Source organism: Hymenobacter aerophilus DSM 13606, assembly GCF_000382225.1.
Taxonomy (GTDB): Bacteria; Bacteroidota; Bacteroidia; order Cytophagales; family Hymenobacteraceae; genus Hymenobacter; species Hymenobacter aerophilus.
Window position 1 is genome coordinate 1 of sequence record NZ_KB907804.1, and the last position, 24796, is coordinate 24796.

The following is a 24796-nucleotide window of genomic DNA, read 5'->3' on the forward strand; positions in this document are numbered from 1 at the left end:
TATAGCGGTTTCGTGAACGGTTTACCAAACTTCAGGCGGGTGTGGTATGATAGCCGCAGTGGTCAAACCAGCTCCGTGCATCGGCGCTGGTAATCCAGTGTACGGCGTCTTGCAGCGCGTCGGTTAAGGCCTTACGGGTGCGGGCCTGCGCCGTGCGCAACTTGGTTTTGAGTTTGCTCCAGGCCTGCTCCACGGGACTGAAGTCGGGCGAGTAGGGCGGCAGAAACAACAGCTCCACGCCCCGCTCGGCCAGCCACTGTTTTACCCCGCTCAGCTTATGAGCGGACGCATTATCGAGCACCACCACGTCGCCTGCCCGTAAGCCGGGGGCCAGACACTGCGTGATGTACCAAGCGAAGCGCTGCTGATTGAGCGCCCCATCCAGCACTTGCACGGCCTGCAGCCCCCGCACCGACAACGCCCCGATCAGCGTCAGCGCCTTGCCCCGCTGCAGCGGGCTGGCCCCGCCTACCCGTTGCCCGCCCGGAGCCCGGGCATAGCGGCGGCCATAGTCCAAGCGCAGGGCCGTCTCGTCGAGAAAGTGGAAGCGGGCCACGTCGGGGCGGGTGCACACGCTGACTACGTGTGCGGCGCGCGCCGTCCTCACCCGCGGCGTGTCGCGCTCAGTGGCGTGCTGGCTTTTTTTTTGCGGCGCAAGTTGTGCTCCTCCAACACATCCCAGATACAGGTCTGGCACACGGACCGGCCCGAATATGCCTGCCAGGCCTGGTTCAACTCGCTGAGCGTGGCATCGGCGTGCTCCCCCACATAGGCCACGAGCCAGGCTTGATCGTCGGCCGAGAGCAAGCGCTCGACACCGCCACGAGCGGGTTTGGGCTGGAGCGAGCCGGTTTGGTGTTGATGAGCGAGCAACTTAGTAATAAACGAGTAACTCACGCCGAAGCGGTCAGCTACCTGTTGGCGGGTCGTGTGAGGCTCCGCGCTGGCGGCGGCCACGCGGGTGCGCAAATCGAGCGAGTAGGGTTTCATCACTGGTCAACCATAACAGATGGTAAACCGTTTACGAAACCGCTATATGAATTATGAATTATGAATTGGCACAATTCAGTAACGGTCCGCCCACAAGAATTCAAAATTCATAATCCAAAATTCATAATTCTTCAACCCATGCCCAAGCTCGACATCTGTTTCTCGCCCGAACTGCTGCCGCTCTACAACCTGAAAGGCAAAGTGGCTGTGGTGGTGGATGTGCTGCGGGCCACCTCCAGCATCGTCACGGCGCTGGCGGCGGGCGTCACGCATATCGTGCCGTTCAGCGAGCTGGACGAGTGCCGGGCCCAGGCGGCGCAGGGCTACCTGACGGCCGCCGAGCGCGACGGCCGCCAGGCTGAGGGCGTGGATTTGGGCAATTCGCCCTTCGGCTACCTCGATGGGAAGGTGGCCGTGGCGGGCCGGGCGGTGGCCCTCACCACCACCAACGGCACCCGCGCTCTGCATTTGTCGGCTGCCGCCGATAAAATCGTGGTGGGTGCCTTCCTCAACCTGGGGGCCGTGGCCGACCACCTGCGCCATCTGAACAAGGACGTCGTCATCGTCTGCGCCGGCTGGAAGGGCCTTTTCTGCCTCGAAGACACCCTGTTCGGCGGGGCCCTGGCCGCCCGGTTGCAGTCCGATTTCGATACTACCGCCTCCGACGCTACGCTGGCCGCCCTCGACCTGTGGGCCGCCGCCGAGCCCGACTTGGGCGGCTACCTGCTCCGCTCGGCCCACGTACGCCGCCTCAACCACCTCGAAGCCCACCAGGACATGGCCTTCTGCATCCGCCAGGACGAGTACGACCTTGTGCCGGTATTCAGAAATGGCCAGATCACGGATGAGCACGGATTTTAGCGGATTTCACGGATTTTGTAGACGATTGAAAAAGGCCACCTCAGTTGAGGTGGCCTTTGTGTTTTTGTGGATGCACGGCTAATCGAACGTGCTAGTCGCGCCGACCACACCGTCTACAAAATCCGTGAAATCCGCTAAAATCCGCGCTAATTCGTGATCAATCAGTGATTATTGAATTGCGCTTCCTCGGTGCTGCCGACCAGGGCGCCGGTGCTGGAGCGGCCGGCGGTTACCACGTTCTGCACGGCGTCGAAGTAGCCGGTGCCCACGAAGCTCTGGTGCTTGACGGCCTTAAAGCCCTTTTTCTGGAGAGCAAACTCACGCTCCTGCAACTCCGAGTAGCCCGCCATGCCCCGCTCGCGGTAGGCCGTAGCCAGCTCGAACATGCTGGTGTTGAGGGCGTGGAAGCCGGCCAGCGTGATAAACTGGAACTTGTAGCCCATGGCGGCCAACTCTTCGCGGTAGGTTTCCATTTCGGCTACGCTGAGCTTGGCGGCCCAGTTGAACGAAGGCGAGCAGTTATAGGCCAGCAGCTTGCCGGGGAACTGGGCGTGGATGGCTTCGGCGAACTGGCGGGCCTGCTCCAGATCGGGGTGCGAGGTTTCCATCCAGATGAGGTCGGCGTAGGGGGCGTAGGCCAGGCCGCGGGCAATGCCGGCCTCCAGGCCGCAGCGCACCCGGAAAAAGCCCTCGGAGGTGCGCTCGGCCTCTTCGAGCACGAAGGGCTGGTCGCGTGGGTCGATGTCGGAGGTGAGCAGGTCGGCGGCGTCGGCGTCGGTGCGGGCCACTACCAGGGTGGGCACGCCCAGCACGTCGGCGGCCAGGCGGGCGGCTACCAGCTTGTTGATGGCCTCCTGGGTGGGCACGAGCACCTTGCCGCCGAGGTGGCCGCACTTCTTGGCTGAGGAAAGCTGGTCTTCAAAATGCACGCCGGCGGCCCCGGCCTCAATCATCATCTTCATCAGTTCAAACGCGTTCAGGTTGCCCCCGAACCCGGCCTCGGCATCGGCCACAATGGGCACCAGCCAGTGGACCTCGCCCTCGCCCGACACGCTCTGAATCTGGTCGGCGCGCAGCAGGGCGTTGTTGATGCGGCGCACCACGGCCGGCACCGAGTCGGCGGGATAGAGGCTCTGGTCGGGGTACATCTGGCCCGAGTTGTTGGCGTCGGCCGCCACCTGCCAGCCCGAGAGGTAGATGGCGTTGAGGCCGGCCTGCACCTCTTGCACGGCCTGGTTGCCGGTAAGCGCGCCCAGCCCGGCCACATACTGCTCGGAGTGCAGCAACTGCCACAGCCGCTCGGCGCCCTGCCGGGCCAGCGAGTATTCAATATCCACCGAGCCACGCAGCTTCAGCACGTCGGCGGCAGTGTAAGGCCGGATGATGCCCTGCCAGCGCGAATTCGTGGCCCAATCCTGTTCAATGGCGGAAATGCGTTGCTGCTTATTCATGGCGGTAGGGGTTGAGAAAAGTGAAAAGTATGGGCAAAGCGAGGCTGGCTGGGGCAAAAGCAGTGCTTTGCCCCGGGGAGGAAAACCCGGAAAAGTTGAAGGGAAAGTTGAACGGTGTAGGGGCGGGGACAAGCCCCGCCCCTACACCGTTCTAACCTGCCGGCCTGCTACGTCAGCTGCTCGTAGGCGGGCAGGGTCAGGAACTCGATGAACTGCTCGCTCATCACCAGCCGGTCGAAGAGGCGGGCGGCTTCGAGGTACTTGCCCTGCGCATAGAGTTCGTCGCCGATTTCCTGGCGGATGGCTTCGAGCTGGGCGGGCAGCAGCTCGCGGTACAGCTCCGTGGTGAGTGGGCGGCCGTCGGCCAGCTGGGTGCCGGGCGTGTGCAGCCACTGCCATACCTGGGCCCGCGAAATTTCGGCGGTGGCGGCGTCCTCCATCAGATGGTGAATCGGGACGCAGCCGTTGCCCCGCAGCCACGATTCGAGGTAGCGCACGGCCACGTCGAGGTTGAGGCGCAGGCCGGCTTCGGTGATGTCGCCCGTGGGGGCCTGCACCAAATCCTGGGCCGTTACCTGCACATCGTCGCGCTTGTTGTCGATCTGGTTGGGCTGGGGCATCAGCTCGTTGAAGACCTCCAGCGCCACCGGCACCAGGCCGGGGTGGGCCACCCAGGTGCCGTCGTGGCCGGCGCGGGCCTCGCGCACCTTGTCCAGGCGGACTTTTTCGAGGGCCCGCTCGTTGGCCTCGGGGTCGTTTTTGATGGGAATCTGGGCCGCCATGCCGCCCATGGCGTGCACGCCGCGGCGGTGGCAGGTTTGCACCACCAGCTGCGAGTAGGCGCTCATAAACGGCACCGTCATCGTCACGGCCGCGCGGTCGGGCAAGCGGTGTTCGGCGCCCAGCCCCAGCCGCTTGATGTAGCTGAAAATGTAATCCCAGCGGCCGCAGTTGAGGCCCGCCGAGTGCTCGCGCAGCTCCCACAGAATCTCGTTCAGCTCGAAAGCGGCCGGCAGCGTCTCAATCAGCACCGTGGCTTTAATGGTGCACTTGGGCATTTTCAGCGACCATTGCGCGAAGCCGAACACGTCGTTCCAGAGACGGGCTTCGAGGTGGCTCTCCAGTTTGGGCAGGTAGAAGTAGGGGGCCGTGCCGCGGGCACAGAGCTCGTGGGCGTTGTGGAAGAAGTAGAGGCCAAAGTCGAACAGCGAAGCACTCACCGGCTCGCCATCCACCAGCAGGTGCTTTTCGAGCAGGTGCCAGCCGCGGGGGCGCACCATGAGCACGGCGGTTTGCTCGTTGAGCCGGTACTCCTTCTGGGGCGTGCTGATGGCAATGGTGCGGCGCACGGCGTCGCGCAGGTTGCGCTGGCCCTCCACTACGTTGGCCCAGGTGGGCGAAGTCGAATCTTCGAGGTCGGCCATAAAGACTTTGGCCCCCGAGTTCAGGGCATTGATAATCATTTTGCGCTCGGTGGGGCCGGTTATTTCCACCCGCCGGTCGAGCAGGTCGGCGGGCAGCGGGGCCACGGTCCAGGGCTTTTCGCGCAGCAGCTTGGTTTCGGGCAGAAAGTCGAAGGCCTCGCCGGCGGCCAGTTGCTGCTGCCGCTCCTGGCGGCGCTGTAGCAGCGCCCGGCGGGTGGGCTCGAAGCGGCGGTGCAGCTCGGCCACGAAGGCCAGGGCCGAGGGCGTCAGGATTTCGGCGTAGGCGGGCGAGTATTCGCCCGTTACCCGCACCCGCTCGGGAGTGCGGTAGGTGGGGGCCAGGGTCTGGGGCTCGGCGAAAGGCGACATGCGTAGCGGAGTTGAGGTAGACGATAGGAAAGCTGCCCGGGGGCAGTGCATCAAATGTATAAAAGCGAATTTTATCAAACAAGCGAATATTCGCCAATTTTTAAGAGGGGTCGCAAAACTGTACCTTTACGCGCTTCAGACGGACTGCAATGCCACATTGCACCAGTCGGCTAACGGAGTTCTATAGAAGCAACAGTGCCGCCAAGGCATTGAATTGGCTGGTATAGTGCGCGGCCGGCCCCTCATTTCACTATGTTACCAGTACCCTTATGCTGAGCCACGGCCAGGTTGTTCGCTTGATTTTTGGCCTCAAGCTGCGCGAATTGCGGCAGGAGCGGGGCCTGACGCCCGCCGAAATGGCGCGGGCCTGCGACGTGTCGGTGTCCTACCTCAACGAGATTGAGAAGGGCAAGAAGTACCCCAAGGCCGACAAGATTCTGAGTTTGAGCAAGGTGCTGGGCGTGAGCTACGACCAGCTCGTGTCGCTGACGCTGAGCCGGCGGCTGGAACCCATTTCGGAGTTACTACAGTCAGATTTGCTCAAGGAGTTTCCGCTGGAGATGTTCGGGCTCGACCCACTGCGCATCGTGGAGCTGATTGCCAACGCGCCGGCCAAGATGAACGCCTTCATCAGCACGCTGTTTGAAATTGCGCGCAACTACGAGATGCGCCAGGAAAACTTCTTCCTGGCCGCGCTGCGCTCTTTTCAGGAGATGCACGACAACTATTTCGAGGAGCTGGAGCAGGATGCCCGCACCTTTGTAGTGGAGCATGGTTTGGCCACCACTGAGTCATTTGACCGGAGCGGGCTGGAGCGGGTGCTCACTGAGCAATACGGCTACACCCTCGACCGGAGCGGGCTGGCCGAGTACGCCCACTTAGGGCGGCTGCGGTCGGTATTCCAGCCCAAGTCGCGGCGGCTGTTGCTGCGCCAGGGCCTGAGCGGGGCCCAGGAGGGCTTCGTGCTGGGCCGCGAGGTGGCCTTCAACTACCTGGGCCTCAAAGACCGACCCTATGTGAATGCCTCGTTTCCGGTCCGCTCGTTCGAGGAGGTGCTCAACAACTTCAAGGCCTCATACTTCGCCGGGGCCCTGCTCATGGACGAAGAAACGCTGGTGCGCGACCTGACGGCCCTGTTCGCGGCCCCCACCTGGGAGCCGGCCGCGTTGCTGGCCCTGCTCACGCGCTACGACGTGTCGCCGGAGATGTTTATGCAGCGCATCACCAACCTGCTACCGCGCCATTTCGGGCTACAGAGCCTGTTTTTCCTGCGCTTCGACCAGGCCAACGCCTCGGCCGACTACCGCCTGACCAAGGAGCTGCATCTCTCGCGCCTGCACAACCCCCACGGCAACGAGCTGCACGAGCACTATTGCCGCCGCTGGATTTCGGTGCGCCTGCTGGCCGAGCTGCGCCAGCAGCCCCCGGCCGCCGAAGGGCCCGCTTACACGCTCGGCGCCCAACGCTCGCGCTACCCCAACGGCGACGAGTACCTGTGCCTGACGCTGGCCCGGGCCGGCACGGCCACCGAGCCGGCCGTGAGCGTCACCGTGGGCCTGCTCTGCGACGATACGCTGAGCCAGAAAATCCGCTTCGTAACCGACCCCACCATCATCACCAAGGAAGTAAACGAAACCTGCGAGCGGTGCACCATTCCCGACTGCGAAGTGCGCGCCGCCGCCCCCCTGGAAGTGGAGCGCCGCCAGCGCCAGCAGGAGCTGCAGGCCGCCGTGGCGGCGCTGGTGAACGAGGCGTGAGGTGGGTTAGTGGAAGCTAACTGGGCCGATAAAGCAGTAGCCTACAAGGCAGCGAAAAACATGGAGTGGGCCCGCACCAGCTAACGGCTGCCGCTAAGTAATGGAATAGTGGTCCCACTTATAGAAAAGGTTCCCCCATTGGTAGAACGATGCTACTGGATGATAAGTCAGGGATTGAGAATTTGGAATTTTGAACGGGGAGGATGGAGGATCTACCGCATAAATAGAGGGGTTGGGCGAATAATCTTGTGCCAGGTATCTTACCTCTGTAACATTGTATTGTCAATGTGATATAAGCTCGATATATTTAGAATGCTTAATACTGCTGTCAATACACCTTCTTACTCTCTTTTCACCTAACCATTTTTCCCTTTATGGTACTTACTACCCATCCCTTTCACCCGGTTACCGGCGAGCTGCTGTCCGCTCACCGCGACGCCTACCTGCGCGGCGACTTGTCGGGCAAGAACACCGAACTGGTCGATGCTTATCTGAAGGCCAACCCCGAGTACGGCGACGCTGCTTTCCAGCGCTTCTATACCATGAAACAGCAAGGCCATCAGGTGCGGCCGGTGGGCTGGCTGCAGCAGCAGTTCGAGTTGATCCGGACCGAGCCCGCGCGGTTCCGCAAGCGCGCCGGCAGCATTGCCATGCTGGGCCTGCTGATTGGCGGCGCCGTGTTTGCCGGCACCAACCTGCCTACCGAAAATCTGCCTACCGATAACCTGCCTACCGAAGTACCGACTACCCTCGACGCGGCAGTTGCTCCGGCCGAAGCGGAGGCTGCCGCCGTGGCCTTCACCACGCTCCGCGGCCGCATTCTGGACGAGAACGGCCGCCCGCTGGTGGGCGCCACCGTGCTCGACAAACTGAACAAGCGCGGCGTGAGCACCGACGCCAACGGCAATTACACCCTGCTGATTCCGGCCAACCGCGCCTCGCAGCTGCAGTACGGCTACGGCGGCTACCGGGAAGAGGAAGTGGCTGTACGCGGCCGCGCCGCTACCCACAACGTAACGCTGCTACCGCGCGCCAAAGAGCAGGCCAAGCGCCGCTGGTGGCTTTTCTAAGCCTGCCGGTACTGGCTGGTAGGCTCAACTGTCGAAAAGGTAGAAAAACCTGCCCCATTCCCCTGGGTTCATGAACTTCCCCTTTTTCAACCGGCTACAGGTCCGGAAAATTACGGTAGCCGTGCCCGACGAGGCCGGCCGGCAGGCCAGCACCATCCTGGAAGGGCTGCTGCGGGAGCTGCCGGAGTTGCTGATGAGTTGCGTAGTGGATGTACAATCAGGTAAAATCATTGCTTCCTACACCGTTCATAGCAGCTACAACCCCAACCACGTCAGTCTGCGCTACGCCCGGGCTTTGCGTTCCATGCAGGAAGCACTGGCCCGCAAGGCCTGGCCCGGTGGCCCCCTGACCGATGTTTCGGTTTTGCTCGACGAGCAGCTACACCTGCTGTATCCGCTTGCCAACGGGCAGCGCTACTGCCTGCTGGTCGTGAGCACCACCGACGCCAACCTGGGCCTGGCCAAGGATATCATGCGCCGGTGCGTGGAGTGACCACCTCTTTTTTTAATCAACTTTTTTTCAACCTCATTATCATAGCACCTAATGTCAACTCCTAAAGACACCATTCAGGGTATTGTGGGCGAGCTGCCCACGCTGCTGGCCGTAGCCGTAGTGGAAACCGAAACCGGCATGCCCCTGGCTTCGCACACCAACATCGCCGATTTCGACATCGAAACGGCCGCCGCTTACAATACCGAAGTGGTAAAGGCCAAGCTCAAAGCCATTCAGGCCCTGAAGCTGAACCAGACCGTGCAGGACATCCTGCTCACGCTCACCGACCAGCTGCACCTGCTCAAGCTGTCGGCCGACGGCTCGAAATTCATCTATCTGGCCGTGAACTCGCGCGACACCAACCTGGCCCAGGCCCGCCAGATCATGAAGGCGCACTCGGCCTCGCTCAACTAAGGCTGCCGACTTCAACGAAGTCTGAAAGTCCTGCCGCCCGTTGGGGAGGCAGGACTTCTTTGTTGGCCCCAGGCCGATGTGGCCCAGCGCAAATACTGTTTCTTTGCACTGCAATCCGCCCCATCTTCGCTCTCACTCCTGCACTTTGCGCAAAACCTGGCTTATCGTTCTGTTGACCTGCGGCCTGCTGATTCTGGCGGGGCTGGGCGCCGCGTGGTGGCTGCTGCAGCGGCCCAACGTGCGCGAGTCGGCCTTTGGGCCGGCCTACCTGTACATTGGTACGGGGGCAGATTATGGGGCAGTGCTCGATTCGTTGCGCCACTACGAGCTGCTGCAGGACGAGCAGACGTTTGACCGGGTGGCCCGCTGGTACAACTACCCGCAGCAGGTGCGGCCGGGGCGCTACCAGCTGCGGCCCGGCATGGGCAACCGGGCCCTGGTGCAGATGCTGGCCCGCGGCGAGCAGGATACGGTGGCCTTCACCCTGAACGCCTTCAAATACAAGCCCCAGCTGGCCCGGCAGCTGGCCCGCGCCTTCGAGGCCGACTCGGCGAGTCTGCGCCGCCTGCTGAACGACAACGCCTACCTGCAGCGCCGCTACCAGCTCGACACTACCACCGTGCTCACGCTTTTTCTGCCGGGGCCCTACCGCCTGCTCTGGAACTCCTCGGCCCCGCAGCTGCTCGATTCGGCCGCCGCCACCTACGCCCGGTTCTGGACGCCCGAGCGGCGCCGCCGGGCCGATTCGCTGGGCCTCTCGCCCACCCAGGTGCACGTGCTGGCCAGCATCGTGCAGCGCGAAACGGCCAAGCCCACCGACAAACCGATTATTGCCGGCGCCTACCTCAACCGCCTGCGCAAAGGCATGCGTCTGCAGGCCGACCCCACGCTGCTCTGGGCCATCGGTAATTTTGGCGTGAAGCGGGTACTCAACAAGGATAAGCTGGTGGATTCGCCCTACAACACCTACAAGCACAAAGGCCTGCCGCCCGGCCCCATCACGTCGGCCAACCGCCAGAGCCTCGACGCCGTGCTGCGCCCCACGCGCCACAACTACGTGTTCTTCGTCGCCCGCCCCGACGGCAGCGGCTTCTCCGACTTCGCCGAAACCTACGCCGAGCACCTGCAGAACGCCCGCCGCTACCAGCGCCGCCTGGATAGTCTGGGGGTGAAGCGGTGAGAAAAGGAAGTGTCATTGCGAGCGGAGCGAAGCAATCCGGCGGGGCAATGAGCGAAGCCCTGACAAGCTGAAAGCCCCATTGTCCGTGCCGACAGCCGGAGCTTTCCGCTTATCTGGGCTTGTCATTTTGTACGAACAGATTGCTTCGCTCCGCTCGCAATGACGTTCCTTCACTACTCACTACTCACCTCATATACCCGCAGCTGGGCCGAATCCTGGCGGGCCTGCTGCTGCCGGTGCAGGGTTTGCTGGTAGCTGAGGCCGGTGTATTCGGAGTGCTCCAGAAAGAGCAGGGGCGAGGTGAGGGCGGGCTCGGGCCAGGCGGCCAGCGGCGGGCGGTGGCGCAGCGAATCGAACTGCGGCACATTGGTTACGCGCCAGTAGGCATCGAGCAGCACGTAGCGGTAGCCTTGGCGGGCCAGGGCGGGTAGGACCTGCTGGCTCGTTATGGAACGCACCGTATCGGGGCGGAAGGGGGCGAGGCCCAGCCCAACGGTGCTGGCCACGGGGCCGCTGCCGTGGTGCGCCGCCAGCCACGCGGCCACGGCCGGGTAGCTGGTAGGGCGAACGTACGCGTACACTTCGCGCTGAAGGCGGTAGAAGTTGCCGACCAGCGCCGCCAGCAGCAGCGCGGCCAGCACCGGGCCTGGCAGCCGCCGGCCGCGCCACGATTGCGCCAGCATCAGTAAACCCAGCGCGTACCAGAGCCCGTAGGCCCACAGTAGCCCCCGCGGCGCCTTCAGCAGCAGCGACATGCCCGCCAGCAAACACCAGCCCCATACGGCCAGGTACAGCTCGAAGGGCAGCGGCCGGCCCCGGCCGAGGCGGCCCGTTCGCCACTGCCGCCCCAGCAGCGCCAGCGGCCCCAGCAGCCCCACCCACACCAGCCAAGACTCGAAATCGAGCAGGAAACGGAAGTAGTACAGCAAATCGAGGTGGAGCGTGGCGGTGCGGCCGGCGGCGTTGCCGGCGCCCGGGAATAGCACGTTGTAGTACACCGCCACCCAGGCATACCAGCGCAGGCCCGCCAGCCAGCCCACCGCGCTCAGCACCACAAACGGCGTGGCCAGCAGCGCGCCCACCCGCCACCATCGGCCCCGTTGCAGCAGCAGCCCATCGGCCTGCCACCATTCCAGTACGGCCAGAATGGGCAGCACCAGCAGGAACTTGTAGTTGAAGCTCAGGCCCAGCATCAGCCAGATGGCCGCCCGGTACAGCGTGGCGGAACCGGGCTCCCGGAGGCGGCGGTAGTAGGCGGCCAGCAGCCCGGCAAAGCACAGCAGGCTACCGGCACTCATCGTAAAGTCGCGGCCGCCGTAGGTGAGGAAGGTGGCCGTGCCCATCAGCAGCGTGAGCAGGCCGGTTTGCCAGCCCGGCAGCCGGGTTTGCCGGGCTACAAAGGCGGCCAGCAAACCCACGGCCGCCACAGCCAGCAGCGCATTGAGCACCAGAAACACCCGGTAATCAGCCGTAAACCAAGACACCGGGGCATAGAGCAGCATAAATAGCGGGCTGCCGTGCCGGAACAGGTGGCGCAGGTCGCCGGCCGCTACTTCCTGCACAATCTGCCAGTTGCGCACCGAGTCGTAATCGGGCAGGGCCATCTGGGTGAGGCCGTGCAGGCGCACGGGCACCAATAGCAGCAACGCCAGGGCGAGGTAGTGAGCTGGTAAAATGGTGAGCTTGGTGTTCAAGCGGCGCTGGCTGGGGCAGGATTAATTAGGTAAAAGTACGACTGTCATCCTGAGCATTTGTCATCCTGAGCGCAGCGAAGGACCTATACAGAAGCTATTACTTGATACTACCTTCTGTACAGGTCCTTCGCTCCGCTCAGGATGACAGCCGTACTTTTACTCACTACTCACTACTCACTACTCACTACTCACTACTCACTACTCACTACTCACCACTTATGCGACTAGTACTTCAGCGCGTCCGCCACGCTCGCGTTACTGTGGAAGGCCGCGTTACCGGCCAGATTGGCCCCGGACTGCTCGTGCTGGCCGGTTTCGCGCCCGACGATGACGCGGCCATCCTCGACCGGCTGGCCCGCAAAATGGTGCAGCTGCGCATCTTCGCCGACGACGAAGGCAAAATGAACCGCTCGGTGCTGGATGTGGGAGGTGAGGTGCTGGTCGTCAGCCAGTTTACGCTGCTGGCCGATACCCGCAAAGGCAACCGCCCCAGCTACATCGGGGCCGCCCCGCCGCCGCTGGCCGTGCCACTCTACGAGCAGTTCGTGGCCCTGGTAGCCGGACTGCTGGGCCGGCCCGTGGCCACCGGCGAGTTCGGGGCCGACATGCAGGTGGAGTTGCTCAACGACGGCCCGGTAACCATCGTGCTCGACAGTTAATTTTGGCCGGGCCTGGCACCATCACCCTCTCAAATTCCCAATCTATGACCATCGAAGAAGCCCAGCAAACCGTAGATGCGTGGATTACGACCACCGGCATCCGGTATTTCAACGAGCTGACCAACATGGCCATGCTCACGGAGGAAGTGGGCGAGGTAGCCCGCATCATCGCCCGGCAGTACGGCGAGCAGTCGTTCAAGGAATCCGACAAGGACAAGGTATTGGCCGATGAGCTGGCCGACGTGCTGTTCGTGGTAATCTGCCTGGCCAACCAAACCGGCATCGACCTGACCGACGCCCTGCACCGCAACCTGGCCAAGAAAACCCAGCGCGACGCCATGCGGCATAAGAACAACGAGAAGCTGCAGTAACAAAGATTAGTAAAAAAGGCATCAATCTGAGCGCAGTTGGAGATTGCGCCCAGATTGATGCCTTTGCCTTTCATTATCCCGTAAGATTTTTACCTCTCAAACGGCCCGGCTACGCTTGCGAAATCCAGATTGTGCTTCTGGGCGGTTTCGGTAAGAAGCTGGTGCTGCCAGGGGCGCAGAACCTGGTCGGCGCCCTGCTCGATGATGTCGTTGATGAGGCGGTTGCTGAGCACGAGGTTGGCCATGATGGGGCTTCGGTCGGCGGCCAGGTGGGTTTTGAGGGTGGTGAGCAGGGCTTCGCGGGCGTCGGCTTCGGCGGCTTTGGCCCCGCTCAGGCGGCGGCGCGAGGGGAAGCCCCGGCGGTCGGCGGGCAGCGGCGGCTCGGGCGCCCGGTCTTCCTGGCTCAGGGCCACGAGGCGGTCGGCGAAGGTGCCGCGCTTGAGTTCGGGGTGCAGGCCGTTGACGTTGCGCAGGTGGCCGGTGCTGGTAACGGGCAGGCGCGTAAGTTCAGCCAGCCGGTCGTTGCTGGCAATCATGTACGAGGGCCGGTCGATGTGGCGGGCCACCTCATCGCGCAGCAGAAACAGGTCGCGGAACATTGGCAGCTCGGCGGGCTGAATGCGGTATTTGCCGGCCAGGCGCATGTACGGGCGCTCATCGCGCGAGTAGCGCACTTCTTCGAGGGCGTGGTTTTCCTGCTCGGCCCAGGCCGTGCGACCCAGGGCAGCCAGCTTGGCACTGAGGCGGTCAGTCAGCTCGAACAGGTAGAGCACGTCGTTGGCCGCGTACTGCTTCTGGGCCTCGGTGAGGGGGCGCTTGAGCCAGTTCGACTTCTGCTCGCCCTTGTCTACCTCCAGGCCCAGTTCCTCCTGAATCAGGCGGCCTAGCGAGATGTTGTTGTCGGCCTCGGCCAGCAGCGTGTGCTGCACGCTGGTATCCACAATATTGCGCACGTGTACGCCATAGAGCTCATCGAGCAGCAGAATATCGGATTTGCAGCTGTGGAACACCGTGGTAATGGCCGGGTCGCGCAGTACGCTCCAGAGCGGTTCGAGGTCCTGAGCCTCGTTTTCGAGCTCCAGCGGGTCAATGAGATACACGGTGTGGCCATCGAATACCTGAATCAGGGCCAGGTGACGGCCGTAGCGGTGGCGCATGTCGTCGAACTCCAGGTCGAGGGCAATGCGGGTGCTTTGGTGCAGGTGGCGGGCCGCTTCGGCCACGGCCGCCGCATCCGTAATAAACTGAATATCGGGCATTAAGTAATCAGCAAAAATGGAAGCCCGCACGAGCCGGCGGGCAATGGTAGTAAAGGTAAGTAGCGGCAAACAAAGCGTTGGCGGGGCTGGTGCCCGCTACTCGTCGTCCTCGTCGCGGCTGAAGTCCAGCGTCGGGACCAGCTGCAGGGCTTCGGCAATTACGTCATCCATCAGGGCCCGGGTGTCGGCGTCGAGGGTGCGCTCGAACAGGTGCAGCACCTGCTCGCCGTCTTCGTTCACGTAGAGGTTGGCGTAGAGGCGGTCGAAGGTGGCGGCGCCTTTCTGCATGGCCTTGTCGATACCGGCTACTGAGGGGGCCTGCAGCGCGTTTTTGAGCACGTCGAGCACCTGGCGGGCTTCCTCCAGGTCGCCCAGCTCGGCCAGCAGCCGCAGCAGGGCCAGGGCTACGCCCAGGCGCACCCGCTCGAAGCGAAAGGCCAGGTCGGCGGGAGCGGCCTGCCCGAAGGCGTGGTAGGCCTCGCGGGTAGCCGGGGTGAGGTATTGGCTGGCGGCGGCCGGCTCGGCAAAGGCGAGTTCGAGCAGGCGCTGGTAGGCGGAAGTGGGCATCGGCAGCAAAAGTAGCGCCGGACAAGAACGGCGAATCGGGCGTGAAAACGGGAACCTTGCGCCACAAAGGTACGATTACAGGGGTGGCAGTAGCCAAAAAGCCGGGCGGCCGGTTATCTTAGCAACTTCCCGCTCGTTCTGTTCAATTCCGCATCCGTAGCTCTATCATGACGCACAAAGAAAAATGGCTGGCCTTCGCTCCGGCCGGCCTCGTAGCCATCGGCCTGGGCACCTGCCTGGTGCAATGGGCCGCCGATAAAAAACGCCGCCGCGAATCAACCGCCGAGTGGGTGGCCGCCGGCACCGGGGCCCTGCTCGTGCTCAACGCCGGCATCAGCCTCTTCGGCCGCGGCGTGGTCGAAAAGGTCAAGCACGACCTGCGCCACCACATCCCCGAACCCGACTACGGCAACGTAGGCCGGTTGTAAGGTGAGGTGGTGAGGTGGTGAGGTGGTGAGTTGACGTTCGAAAGGCCTGTCATCCTGAGCGGAGCGAAGGACCTGTCCAGAAGCTAACATCAAAAGAGAATAGCTTCTGGACAGGTCCTTCGCTCCGCTCAGGATGACAGCACGTCAACTCATCATTTCACCACCTCACTATTTCACCTTCAGAGCACCCGCACCTTCAGCTGCGAAGCTTTGGCGGGCGAGTGGTAAAGGCGGTGGAAGGCGGTCTGGAAGTCCTTTTCATCGGCCTCGTTGATGTTGGGCACGAAGGTCTGGGGGTTGCGGTCGACCATCGGGAACCAGCTGCTTTGTACCTGCACCATCAGGCGGTGGCCCTTGCGGAAGGTGTGGCACAGGTCCTGGACCGTGAAGGGCACGGCCGTTACCTGGCCCGGCACGAAGGCTTCGGGCTGGCTGAAGCTGTTGCGGAACCGGCCCCGCATCACCTCCGAACGCACCATCTGCTGGTAGCCGCCGAGTTTCACGCTGGGGTTGAGGCGCGGGTTGTCGGGCGCGTCGTTGGGGTACACATCAATAATTTTCACCACCCAGTCGGCGTCAGTGCCGGTAGCAGCCACTTGCAGCAGTGCCTCGATGGGGCCGGCCAGCGTCAGGTCGTCGGTCAGCACGTCGGTCTGGTAGGTGAGCACGTCGGGGCGGCGCGAGGCGAAGCGCTGGTCGTCGGTCATGTACTCGCGGGTCATGCCGGTGGCCATGTTTTCGTTGGCGGGCACCGGGTGGGCCGGGTCGCTGATGTATTGGTCGAACTCGGCCATGCCGCCAGTGGGCGCCTCAAAACCGATTTTGCCGTCGGCCTGGAAGTACATCGTGCGCTCCTGGGCCTGCTTGGGGGGCCAGGCATCGAAGGTGCGCCAGCGGTTGGTGCCGCCCTCAAACACGGTGGCCTCAGGGATATTGGGCCGCTTGTTGTCTTTCAGATAAGCCTTGAAGAAGGGCGCTTCGATTTCCTTTTGGTAGTAGAGTGAAGGCGACTCGCCGTAGGCCACGTTGCCCACCAGCTCGCCGGTGCCGCGGGCCCAGCCGCCGTGCACCCAGGGCCCCATCACGAGGCCATTTTGCATGCCGGGGTTCTGCTTTTCGATGCTCTCGTAGGTTTTCAGGGCCCCGAACAAATCCTCGGCATCGTTGAAGCCACCCACCGTGAGCACGGCGGTTTGCTTATTGAGGTTTTTGAGGTGGGGCCGCAGGTTGCGGGCCTGCCAGAATTCGTCGTAGTTGGGGTGGGCCATCATCTCGTTCCAGAATGCCACCTGCCCCTTGTAGTAGCGGGCATCGGCGTTCTTGAGCGGGCCCAGCTTCATAAAGAAGTCGTAACCGTCGGGCGTGCCGTGCTTGAAGCCGGGGTTGCCGGTAGGTGTGGGCGCGGGCCGCGGCAGCCCGAACGAGGCCAGGAAGTTGAAGGCGTGGGGCAGGAAAAACGCGCCGTTGTGGTGGAAGTCGTCCCAGAACCAGTCGGCAATCGGGGCCTGGGGCGAGGCCGCCTTGAGGGCCGGGTGGCGGCTGAGCAGGCCGACGCTGGTGTAGAAACCCGGGTAGCTGATGCCCCACTGGCCCACGCGGCCGTTGTTTTTGGGCCCTTTTTTCACCAGCCACTCAATGGTGTCAAAGGTGTCGGTGCCCTCGTCGATATCATTCTTGCCCTTGGGCGCGTCCTTGGCGGGCCGCATATTCACGAACTCCCCCTCCGACATGTAACGCCCGCGCACGTCCTGATAGGCGAAAATGTAGCCTTCGCGCATCATCGTGGAGCTGGGGCCGAGGCTTTTCTTGTACTTGCCCGCCTCGTAGGGTCCCACCGCATAGGGCGTGCGGCTAAGCATGATCGGATAGCGCACCTTGTCGGCGTCGTTGGGCGCGTACACCACCGTGTAGAGCTTCACGCCGTCGCGCATAGCAATGCGGTACTCGGTTTTGGTGTAGTGCTGCTGAATGTAGAGCGTATCGGCCAGTAGCTGGGCCATCTGCTGCTTATCGGTTTCAGAGGGCAGCGGGTACGAAACGGGCTGCTGGGCCTGAGCTGTAAAGCAGCCGGCCGTGAGCAGAGCCGCCAGCAGGGTGGGGCGGAAGTAGGCGTGGGGCATGGTTGGTGGGTAAAGTGTGGGGAGCAGAGAGGAAGAGCAGATAGATTTAGAAGCTAGCAAACTAGCTCCCCTCCTTGGAAAGGAGGGGTTGGGGGTGGTTGATGCTGCCTGAACGATGATACCAGATATTGCGGAGTCGTCCAACGCTAGTCAACCACCCCCAACCCCTCCTTTCCAAGGAGGGGAGCTAGTTTTCTAGCTTCTAGTTATCGTAAATGTTGTAGCCCAACAGCTGCTGATTAGCTGCTGGCCTGCCCAAATATGCTTTCTTTGGGCCAGAATTCCCTTGGCCTTGCCGCTTTACTTTCGCTGCTTGATGAAAAACCTTTCCCCGCGGGCCCTGGGCCTACTATTGCTGGGGCTACTGCTGGCTTTCAGCAGCATGGCCCAGACGCCGGCCTCAACTACGCAACCTAACCCGCTGGCCGGCCCGGCCGATGGCCCGCTGCTGACGCCCGCCCAGTTTCTGGGCTACGAGCTGGGCGCCCGCTTCACGCCCCACGCCGACCTGCTGCGCTACGTGGCCCACGTAGTGGCCCACAGCCCCGACCGCATGAAGCTGGAGCGCTACGGCTCGACCTACGAGAACCGTCCGCTGGAGCTGGTGTACGTGGCCTCGGCCGCCAACCTGGCCCGCCTCGACGATATCCGGCGCGACAACCTGCGGCTGGCCGGCCTCGAAACCGGCACCGTAAGCGGGCCCACGCCGGCCGTGGTGTGGCTCAGCTACAACGTGCACGGCAACGAGGCCGTGTCGTCGGAGGCCGTGATGCAGGTGCTGTATGATTTGGCCAACCCCGCCAACGCCACCGTGCAGGGCTATCTGCAGAACTTGGTGGTGCTGGTGGATCCCTGCGTGAACCCCGACGGGCGCGACCGGTACGCCAGCTGGTACAACCGGGTATCCAACCGCCAGCCCAACGCCTCCCCCCTGAGCTGGGAGCACCGGGAGCCCTGGCCCGGCGGCCGCTACAACCACTACTACTTCGACCTGAACCGCGACTGGGCCTGGCAAACCCAGCAGGAAAGCCGCCAGCGCATTGCCGTATACAACCAGTGGCTCCCGCAGGTACACGCCGATTTCCACGAGATGGGCCCCAATAACCCGTACTACTTCTCGCCCGCCGCCAAGCCCTTCCACGCCGACCTCACGGCCTGGCAGCGGCAGTTCCAGGACATCATCGGCGACTACAACCGCCGGGTGTTCGATAAAAACAACTGGCTCTACTTCACCCGCGAAACCTACGACCTGTTCGCGCCCTTCTACGGTGACACCTGGCCGAGCTTCAACGGCGCCATCGGCGTTACCTACGAGCAGGGCGGCGGTGGCGTGGCCGGCGTGGCCTACGCCAAGCCCGATGGTGACACGCTCACGCTCAGCCAGCGCATCGAGCACCACCACGCCACCAGCATAGCCACCATGCAGGCCGCCGCCGAGCGTCATCAGGACCTGACCCGTGAGTTCCAGAAGTTCTATACCGAGGCCCGCACCAGGCCCAAGGGCGAGTACAAGTCGTACGTGCTGGCCGGCTCCTCCGACCCCGGCCAGGTGCGCGCCCTAACCCAGTACCTCGACCGTCAGCAAATCAGCTACGGCTTCGCCGCCAAGCGCAGCCGCCAGGCCGGCTACAACTACGCCACCGGCCGCACCGAAACCGTACAGGTGGAGCCCCAGGACGTGGTTATCAGCATGTATCAGCCCAAATCGACGCTGGTGAAAGTGCTGTTCGAACCCCAGGCCCAGCTCGAAGATTCGCTCACCTACGACCTTACCGCCTGGTCGCTGCCCTATGCTTTCGGCCTGAACGGCTACGCCCTCAAGGGGCAGTTGGCAGTCAGTTCAGTTGCCAGTCGCCAGTCGCCAGTTGCCAGTTCGGGCAGCCACAACAAACCGGCCACTGATAAGCCTTATGCCTACCTAGCCCGGTGGAACAACCTGCAGGCTGTGCGCTTTCTGAGCCGGCTGCTCCAGCAGGGCGTGAAGCTGCGGGTGGCCGAAGAGCCCTTTGAAACGGAGGGCCAGAAGTACGGCCGCGGCACGCTCATCATTGCCCGCACCGGCAACGAGCGGCTCGGCGCCCGGTTCGATGAGTTGGTGCGCGCCCAGGCCGACTCGGCGGGCGTACTGGTGCAGGCCGTGCAATCGGGCCTCTCCACCAGTGGCGGCGACCTGGGCTCGCGCTCGGTGCGGCCCGTGGCCATGCCCACGGTGGCCGTGCTGGCTGGCTCGGGCGTCGATGCTACGGCGTTTGGCGAAGTCTGGCACTTTTTCGAGCAGCAGGTGGGCTACCCCGTCACGGTGCTCGGCACCGACTACTTTGGAAGCGTACCGCTCAGCAAGTTCGACGTGCTCATCCTGCCCGATGGCCGCTACGACGACATCCTGACCGAGAAAATCCTGGCCGCCGTGAAGACCTGGGTGCGCGGGGGTGGCCGCCTCATCGCCCTCGAAGGCGCCTCCCGCTTCCTGGCCGGCCAGAAGGATTTGCTGCTCAAAACCAAGCCCTCCGCCGACTCCGCAGCCACTGCCGCGGCCCGCAAAAAGGACCCCTACACGGCCCTGCGCCGCTATGCCGATGCCGAGCGCGAAGGTATTGCCGACCGGGTGCAGGGCAGCGTGTTCCGAGTGCAGCTCGACAACACGCACCCGTTGGCCTTCGGCTATGGCAACACCTACTTTGCCCTGCTGCGCGAGGTGCCCAACTACCGCTTTCTGCCCCAGGGCGGCTGGAACGTGGGCGTGCTCAAAAAGGACAGCTACGCCGCCGGTTTCGCCGGCCGCGGCACCCGCGCCGGCCTCACCGACAGCTTCGTGCTCGGCACCCAGGACTTAGGCCGCGGCCAGATTGTGTACCTGGCCGATAACCCGCTGTTCCGGGCTTTCTGGCAGGGCGGCAAGCTGCTGTTCGGCAACGCCGTGTTCCTGCTCTAAATTATTGATTCCCGAATCACTGATTTTCGCTGATTAGTCGTGATTTCGCTGATTGCGGATGAAACGAAAAAGAGCTTGCCTACTGGCAAGCTCTTTTTCGTTTTGGGCATGTGGCTTTGATTAGTCAACGATGTCGACGGCCTTGTTCTTGACGGCTTTGGCGCCTTTTTTCGTGGCGCGGGCGGCCTTCTTGGCGGCGCGGGCGGTTTTTTTGGCGGCCTTCTTGGCGAAGCCTTCGGTGGCTTCTGCGCCGGTTTCTACGGCGTTGCCGGTGGCGCGGGCGCCTTTCTTCACAGCGTGGCCGGTTTTGTCGGCGCCGGTTTCGATGGCGTTGCCCGTTACCTCGGCGGCGTGCTCGGTGCCTTCCTTGGCGTCGTGGATAACCTCACCGGCTTTGGTGCGGTCTTCGGTCGTGGTGGTTTGGGTGGTCTGGGCTGAAGCGGCGGCCGTAGTGAGAGCAAAGGCGGCCAGCAGAAATATCTTTTTCATGGTTGAAAGGCAAATGGAAAGGTAATGTACTTGGGGCCTTGTACGGCAAAAGGCGCAAGGCAGCGGAAAAACCGTCCATAAAAAAGCCGCTCCTCCTATCAAATAAGAGAAGCGGCATTGCCGGAGTGACGCTCCTAGCTGGCATATTTTCTCCTGCGAGAAGCTGCCGGAAGCAGTTTTCGCAACCTGCCAGCCGCTTCCGTAACTCTCGCGCCTCCGGCTGGCTCAGGGCAGCAGCAGCGACGAGTCGCCATAGCTGAGGAAGCGGTAATCGTGGGCCAGGGCGTACTCGTAGACGCGACGCCAGTCGGGGCCCAGCAGGGCGGCTACCAGTAGCAGCAGCGTGCTTTCGGGCTGGTGGAAGTTGGTGATGAGCCCGCTTATCAGCCGGAAGCGGTAGCCGGGCGCAATCAGCAGCTGGGTGGTGGCGTGCAGCGTGTCGGAGCCGGTGAGCTCCAGCTGGGCCAGCAGCGCCTCCAGGGCCTGCCGGGTTGGCACCTCGGCGGCTGGCTCGTAGGGTTGCCACTGGCTTACGTGCCAGGCGGGCAGCGTGGCCGGGCGCTGCACCAGCGCCGCGCCCAGCCAGTACAGGCTTTCGAGGGTGCGCAGGCTGGTAGTGCCCACCGGAATAACCGGGTGCCCTTCCGCCAGGTGCGCCAGCAGCCGCCGCAACGTGTCGGCCGTTACGCTGAAAGGCTCGCCGTGCATGGGGTGGTCGGCCATCTGGTCGGCCTTTACCGGCTGAAAGGTGCCCGCGCCCACGTGCAGCGTCACGCGGGCGGCGGCGGTGCGGCGCTCAGCCAGCTCGGCCAGCACGGCTTCCGAAAAATGCAGCCCGGCCGTGGGAGCGGCCACCGCGCCCTCGTGGGCGGCGTATACTGTTTGGTAGCGCACGGTGTCCACGTCCGTATCGGGGCGGTTGAGGTAGGGCGGCAGGGGCAGATGGCCGGCGGCGCGCAGCACCTCGGCAAACGGCAGGTCGGCCGGCTCCCAGCTGAAGGCAATCAGGGCGTAGCCGTCGTGCTGCTCGGTGCGCTCGGCCCGCAGCGTGGTGGGCTGACCGTGGGCCTCAAACTCCAGCGTTACGGGGCCGTCTTTCCAGCGGCGGCCGTTGCCCACCAGGCATTTCCACACGCAGGCGCCGGTTTGCTGCATGGCCGGCTCGATGGCCCGGTGGGGCGCCACCGGCTCCAGGCAAAACAGCTCGACCATGCCGCCCGTGGGCCGCCGCGCAAACAGCCGGGCCCGCACCACCTTCGTGTCGTTGAACACCAGCAGGCTGTTTTCCGGCAGCAGCGCGGGCAGGTCCTGGAACGTCCGGTCGCCCAGCAGGCCCCGCTGGTACACCAGCAGCTTCGACTGGTCGCGGTTGGCCAGCGGCTCGGGCGCAATGCGCTCGGGCGGCAACTGGTAGGTGAAATCGTGGATGGAAAGCCGGCGCGGGTCAGTCATTTTTTAGGAGCTACAAGCCGCAAGCTACAAGCTGCAAGCCTTTTTAAGGCCCTATCAAATCTATAAGATGACAGTGCAGCAAGGCGTGTATGTACGAACATGCTTGCAGCTTGCGGCTTATAGCTTGCAGCTCACAAACCCTATTTCTGGAAAAACAGCAGGTGCTGCTGGGGCAGGGTTTCTACCGAGTCGGTGAGGCGCAGGCCCACGGCGGCCATTTCGCGGCGGGCCTGGGCCACGCTCATTTTGTGGATGCGCTTGATGGGCACGTTCGGGTCTTCGGCCCGGTACTCAACCAGGGCCAATCGGCCGGTGGGCGAGAGGGCCTGCTTGATGGCGCGGGCCATTTCGCGCGGGTAGTCAAACTCGTGGTAGGCATCCACGATGAGCACCAAATCCACTTCGCCGGCGGGCAGGTTGGGATTTTGGGTGGTGCCGCGCACCGGAATCACGTTGTTGGCCCCCAGCTTGGCCCGGGTCTGGCGCAGGCTCTCCAGCATCTCGGGCTGAATATCGACGGCCAGCACCTTGCCCTGGGGCACGAGCGCACTCATGCGGAAGGTGAAAAAGCCCGTGCCGGCTCCAATATCGGCTACTACGTCGGTGGGCTTGAGCTTGAGCTCGCGCAGAAGTTGGTCGGTGCCTTCCTCCTGGGCCCGGTCCGAGCGGTCGAGCCACGAAGCGCCCTCGTGGCCCATTACGTGCGCAATCTGGCGGCCCATGTAGTATTTACCGATGCCATTCAGGTCCTGCGGGGCCCGGCGCTCGTAGCCGCTAGTGTCGGGCGCGGCCGGAGCCGGGCGCCGCTGCTCGGGGAGCTGCGTGGCGGCCCGGCTTTCGGCCAGTGGCTGCGTGCAGGCGCCGGCGCCCAAAAGCAGGGCGCCCAGCGCCCCGAGAGGCAGAAAAAGTCTTATTTGGTTGACCATATTTCAGAGTGGGAATGTCGGGCTTGGGGCTAACAAGCAGCCCGTCGGAACGGTTCGGCGGGCCCCGATTTGCGTGGCGGTGGTGGCAGTAACCTCCTGATCGACTGAGCTAAGCTAAAGCCGGTGGCAGAGAATTGGATAATTTATCGGTTTGTATATGCTTATTTTCTAATTTAGCCCGTACAAACTCCGCTCACATCTTCCACTTTTCCTCCTTTTCTTATGAAACACCTGTCCAATCTGTTGCGCAAACTTACCGCCGTAGCGGCAATCGGTATTGCCCTAACGAGCTGCAACCGCGCCGAGTATGCCATGCTGCCCAAAACGGGTTCTTCGGCCTACCACGGCACGCAGCGCGCCACCATCATCAAGCCTGCTCCGGCTACTGCCGCTGCTGAGGTTGCCGTAGCGCCGCAGGTTGCTCCCGAGGCCGTAGCCGCGCCCGAAGTTGCTGCTGCCCCTGTAGCCGCGCCGGCCGCCAAGCCCGCAGCTGTTGCCAAAGCGGCTAAGGCTGCGCCGGTAACTGCCGCCGCACCAACCAAAGCGCCCAAAATGAACTTCATGCAGAAGGCGCTGGTGCAGAAAATTGCCAAGAAAGCCGATAAGCTGGCTGCCAAAGCCCAGCTGAACAAAGGCTCGGAAACGGCTTCGGCCAACCGGCTGGAGGGCAAGCTGCGGCAGGGCGTAATCCTGCTGCTGGCCGGCCTGCTGATTGAGGTGCTGGGCGCCATCACCGGCATCAGCATCATCTATGTGCTGGGTGCCATTGTGGCCCTCATCGGCGTCGTGCTCATCATCCTCTACCTGCTCGACGAAATTTAAGCGCGCCCGCTCCATTGCAAAACGCCCCGGTTGCCAGTTGGCAACCGGGGCGTTTTCTGTAAAGTCTGATTTTTAAGCCTCTCACAGTATTGTAAGCAGCCTTAAAGGCGCGACTATGCGCTTCTGTAAAATCTGATTCAGCTTAAAGCAGGATAGATTGTAGAACGCATTGCAGTACTTTCCGGCATCCAATAAAGAAGGATTTGGTTTCGGCTGCTGCTGCAAAAAAACTGCCGCCCGCCATACGATGACCACAGCCGCACGCTCACCCCATTTTACCGGATTTATCTTTCTGAAATTTTATGGTGAGAAACACCGCCCTGACTTTCCTGGTAGCCTGCTCTTTGCTGATGGGATGCCAAAGTGCCCGTTTCTCGGCCGTCCTTCCGCGGGTCGATGAATATGGTGCGGCCCGGGCGCAACCCGGCGCTGCGCCGCAACTGTTCGCTGAACCTGCTGCTGAACCGGTGCTATCCGCCTCGCTGCCCGGCTCCGGTTTGAGTGGGGTTGACAGCCAGAAACCTCCTGTATCAGAACTGCTAGTCAGCAAATCGTTGTCCGGGCAGGCCGCTCCGGTAATTGCCGTTCCCGACACCGCACTGCAGCGCCGGTTGCAACCGGCCCCCAAACTCCCGGCCGATCCGGCAACAACCGCAGTAAACATTGTTGGTGGAGTAACCGTTGCCGTTGGTCTGGGCGCGATGATTACCAACGGTTTCGATGGTAAGCCCGACGAACCAAGCCTGGCGCCGGAGTCCAGTATTTTAGTTGGTTTGGGTTTACTGGTTGTTGGGCTGGGTCTGCTGTTCTTTCAGGGGAAGAATGGCCGCCTGCGAAAATTGCGCGAGGCCCGCGAAGCAGCTGTAGCTCCAACAGCCGCAGCTATGCGGTCCCAAAACTTCAAAACGGGTTTGCGCAAAACCGGGCGGGTAATTCTTATCGTGGGGGGCGCACTGCTACTATTGGGCGTAGCAGTACCCTATGGTATATATCTGCTGGGCTTGCCGGCAATTGCGCTGATATTAACCGGGCTATTCATGGTTGCCTTCAGCAATTAAATGCGACCAA

At 62.9% G+C, this 24796-nt stretch carries 23 protein-coding genes; 12 read left to right on the plus strand and 11 right to left on the minus strand.

The window, feature by feature from the left end:
- Window positions 1–31: 31 nt before the first annotated feature.
- Together H145_RS0104845 and H145_RS24450 are read right to left on the minus strand one after the other, a co-directional pair.
- Window positions 32–697 carry an IS630 family transposase gene (locus H145_RS0104845; protein ID WP_169513163.1) on the minus strand — a complete coding sequence of 222 codons (666 nt, stop codon included), beginning with the start codon at window positions 695–697 and terminating at the stop codon, window positions 32–34.
- A complete protein-coding gene (locus tag H145_RS24450) occupies window positions 604–990 on the minus strand; it encodes a hypothetical protein (protein ID WP_019947012.1) in 387 nt (128 codons plus the stop codon). The genes H145_RS0104845 and H145_RS24450 overlap by 94 nt, the downstream gene beginning before the upstream one ends.
- Before the next feature lie 138 nt (window positions 991–1128).
- Here H145_RS24450 and H145_RS0104855 point away from each other — a divergent pair, with 138 nt between their 5' ends.
- Entirely contained in the window at window positions 1129–1851 is a 723-nt protein-coding gene (locus H145_RS0104855) for a 2-phosphosulfolactate phosphatase (RefSeq protein WP_019947013.1), read from the plus strand.
- Window positions 1852–2012: 161 nt separating this feature from the next.
- Here the strand turns inward: H145_RS0104855 and aceA are convergent, their stop codons facing one another.
- Both aceA and aceB read right to left on the minus strand, forming a co-directional pair.
- Window positions 2013–3302, minus strand: coding sequence for an isocitrate lyase (gene aceA / locus H145_RS0104860; RefSeq protein WP_019947014.1), 1290 nt, complete (start codon window positions 3300–3302; stop codon window positions 2013–2015).
- 167 nt (window positions 3303–3469) lie between these two features.
- On the minus strand, window positions 3470–5095 hold the full coding sequence (aceB, locus tag H145_RS0104865) for a malate synthase A (RefSeq protein WP_019947015.1): 1626 nt from the start codon (window positions 5093–5095) through the stop codon (window positions 3470–3472).
- Between the two features lie 269 nt (window positions 5096–5364).
- Here aceB and H145_RS0104870 point away from each other — a divergent pair, with 269 nt between their 5' ends.
- The 5 genes from H145_RS0104870 (at window position 5365) to mltG (ending at window position 10009) form a co-directional block, all read left to right on the plus strand.
- Window positions 5365–6852, plus strand: coding sequence for a helix-turn-helix domain-containing protein (locus H145_RS0104870; protein ID WP_019947016.1), 1488 nt, complete (start codon window positions 5365–5367; stop codon window positions 6850–6852).
- A 374-nt stretch (window positions 6853–7226) separates the two neighbouring features.
- Window positions 7227–7922 carry a carboxypeptidase-like regulatory domain-containing protein gene (locus H145_RS0104875; RefSeq protein ID WP_019947017.1) on the plus strand — a complete coding sequence of 232 codons (696 nt, stop codon included), beginning with the start codon at window positions 7227–7229 and terminating at the stop codon, window positions 7920–7922.
- A gap of 70 nt (window positions 7923–7992) precedes the next feature.
- Window positions 7993–8415 (plus strand): roadblock/LC7 domain-containing protein, encoded by a 423-nt coding sequence (locus tag H145_RS0104880; RefSeq protein WP_019947018.1) that lies wholly within the window; start codon window positions 7993–7995, stop codon window positions 8413–8415.
- Window positions 8416–8466: 51 nt separating this feature from the next.
- Window positions 8467–8829 carry a hypothetical protein gene (locus tag H145_RS0104885; protein WP_019947019.1) on the plus strand — a complete coding sequence of 121 codons (363 nt, stop codon included), beginning with the start codon at window positions 8467–8469 and terminating at the stop codon, window positions 8827–8829.
- A 145-nt stretch (window positions 8830–8974) separates the two neighbouring features.
- On the plus strand, window positions 8975–10009 hold the full coding sequence (gene mltG / locus H145_RS20015) for an endolytic transglycosylase MltG (RefSeq protein ID WP_019947020.1): 1035 nt from the start codon (window positions 8975–8977) through the stop codon (window positions 10007–10009).
- Between the two features lie 173 nt (window positions 10010–10182).
- Here mltG and H145_RS0104895 read toward each other — a convergent pair whose 3' ends face one another.
- Entirely contained in the window at window positions 10183–11703 is a 1521-nt protein-coding gene (locus tag H145_RS0104895) for a hypothetical protein (RefSeq protein WP_019947021.1), read from the minus strand.
- A 218-nt stretch (window positions 11704–11921) separates the two neighbouring features.
- Between H145_RS0104895 and dtd the strand changes: the two genes are divergently transcribed.
- Together dtd and H145_RS0104905 are read left to right on the plus strand one after the other, a co-directional pair.
- Window positions 11922–12362 carry a D-aminoacyl-tRNA deacylase gene (gene dtd, locus H145_RS0104900; protein ID WP_026351260.1) on the plus strand — a complete coding sequence of 147 codons (441 nt, stop codon included), beginning with the start codon at window positions 11922–11924 and terminating at the stop codon, window positions 12360–12362.
- Between the two features lie 44 nt (window positions 12363–12406).
- Window positions 12407–12733, plus strand: a complete 327-nt coding sequence (locus tag H145_RS0104905; RefSeq protein ID WP_019947023.1) for a nucleotide pyrophosphohydrolase — start codon at window positions 12407–12409, stop codon at window positions 12731–12733.
- 89 nt (window positions 12734–12822) lie between these two features.
- On the opposite strand, the gene H145_RS20020 is transcribed toward H145_RS0104905, so the two are convergent.
- Together H145_RS20020 and H145_RS0104915 are read right to left on the minus strand one after the other, a co-directional pair.
- Window positions 12823–13992, minus strand: a complete 1170-nt coding sequence (locus tag H145_RS20020) for a ribonuclease D (RefSeq protein ID WP_019947024.1) — start codon at window positions 13990–13992, stop codon at window positions 12823–12825.
- Between the two features lie 96 nt (window positions 13993–14088).
- Window positions 14089–14559, minus strand: coding sequence for a hypothetical protein (locus H145_RS0104915; protein ID WP_019947025.1), 471 nt, complete (start codon window positions 14557–14559; stop codon window positions 14089–14091).
- A 167-nt stretch (window positions 14560–14726) separates the two neighbouring features.
- On the opposite strand from H145_RS0104915, the gene H145_RS20025 reads away from it, so the two are divergent.
- Entirely contained in the window at window positions 14727–14987 is a 261-nt protein-coding gene (locus H145_RS20025) for a hypothetical protein (RefSeq protein ID WP_019947026.1), read from the plus strand.
- 179 nt (window positions 14988–15166) lie between these two features.
- On the opposite strand, the gene H145_RS0104925 is transcribed toward H145_RS20025, so the two are convergent.
- Window positions 15167–17107: a CocE/NonD family hydrolase gene (locus tag H145_RS0104925; protein WP_019947027.1), complete on the minus strand. Its 1941-nt coding sequence runs from the start codon at window positions 17105–17107 to the stop codon at window positions 15167–15169.
- A gap of 316 nt (window positions 17108–17423) precedes the next feature.
- Between H145_RS0104925 and H145_RS0104930 the strand changes: the two genes are divergently transcribed.
- Window positions 17424–20039: a M14 family metallopeptidase gene (locus tag H145_RS0104930; RefSeq protein WP_019947028.1), complete on the plus strand. Its 2616-nt coding sequence runs from the start codon at window positions 17424–17426 to the stop codon at window positions 20037–20039.
- Between the two features lie 120 nt (window positions 20040–20159).
- Here the strand turns inward: H145_RS0104930 and H145_RS22555 are convergent, their stop codons facing one another.
- The 3 genes from H145_RS22555 to H145_RS0104950 form a co-directional block, all read right to left on the minus strand.
- A complete protein-coding gene (locus H145_RS22555) occupies window positions 20160–20528 on the minus strand; it encodes a hypothetical protein (protein ID WP_019947029.1) in 369 nt (122 codons plus the stop codon).
- Between the two features lie 225 nt (window positions 20529–20753).
- Window positions 20754–21980 carry an S-adenosylmethionine:tRNA ribosyltransferase-isomerase gene (locus H145_RS0104945; RefSeq protein WP_019947030.1) on the minus strand — a complete coding sequence of 409 codons (1227 nt, stop codon included), beginning with the start codon at window positions 21978–21980 and terminating at the stop codon, window positions 20754–20756.
- A gap of 140 nt (window positions 21981–22120) precedes the next feature.
- Complete coding sequence (locus H145_RS0104950; protein ID WP_071595128.1) at window positions 22121–22906, minus strand: class I SAM-dependent methyltransferase; 786 nt, start codon at window positions 22904–22906, stop codon at window positions 22121–22123.
- A 222-nt stretch (window positions 22907–23128) separates the two neighbouring features.
- On the opposite strand from H145_RS0104950, the gene H145_RS22560 reads away from it, so the two are divergent.
- Entirely contained in the window at window positions 23129–23728 is a 600-nt protein-coding gene (locus H145_RS22560; RefSeq protein ID WP_026351261.1) for a hypothetical protein, read from the plus strand.
- A 302-nt stretch (window positions 23729–24030) separates the two neighbouring features.
- Window positions 24031–24786, plus strand: coding sequence for a hypothetical protein (locus tag H145_RS0104960; RefSeq protein ID WP_019947032.1), 756 nt, complete (start codon window positions 24031–24033; stop codon window positions 24784–24786).
- Window positions 24787–24796: the final 10 nt, after the last annotated feature.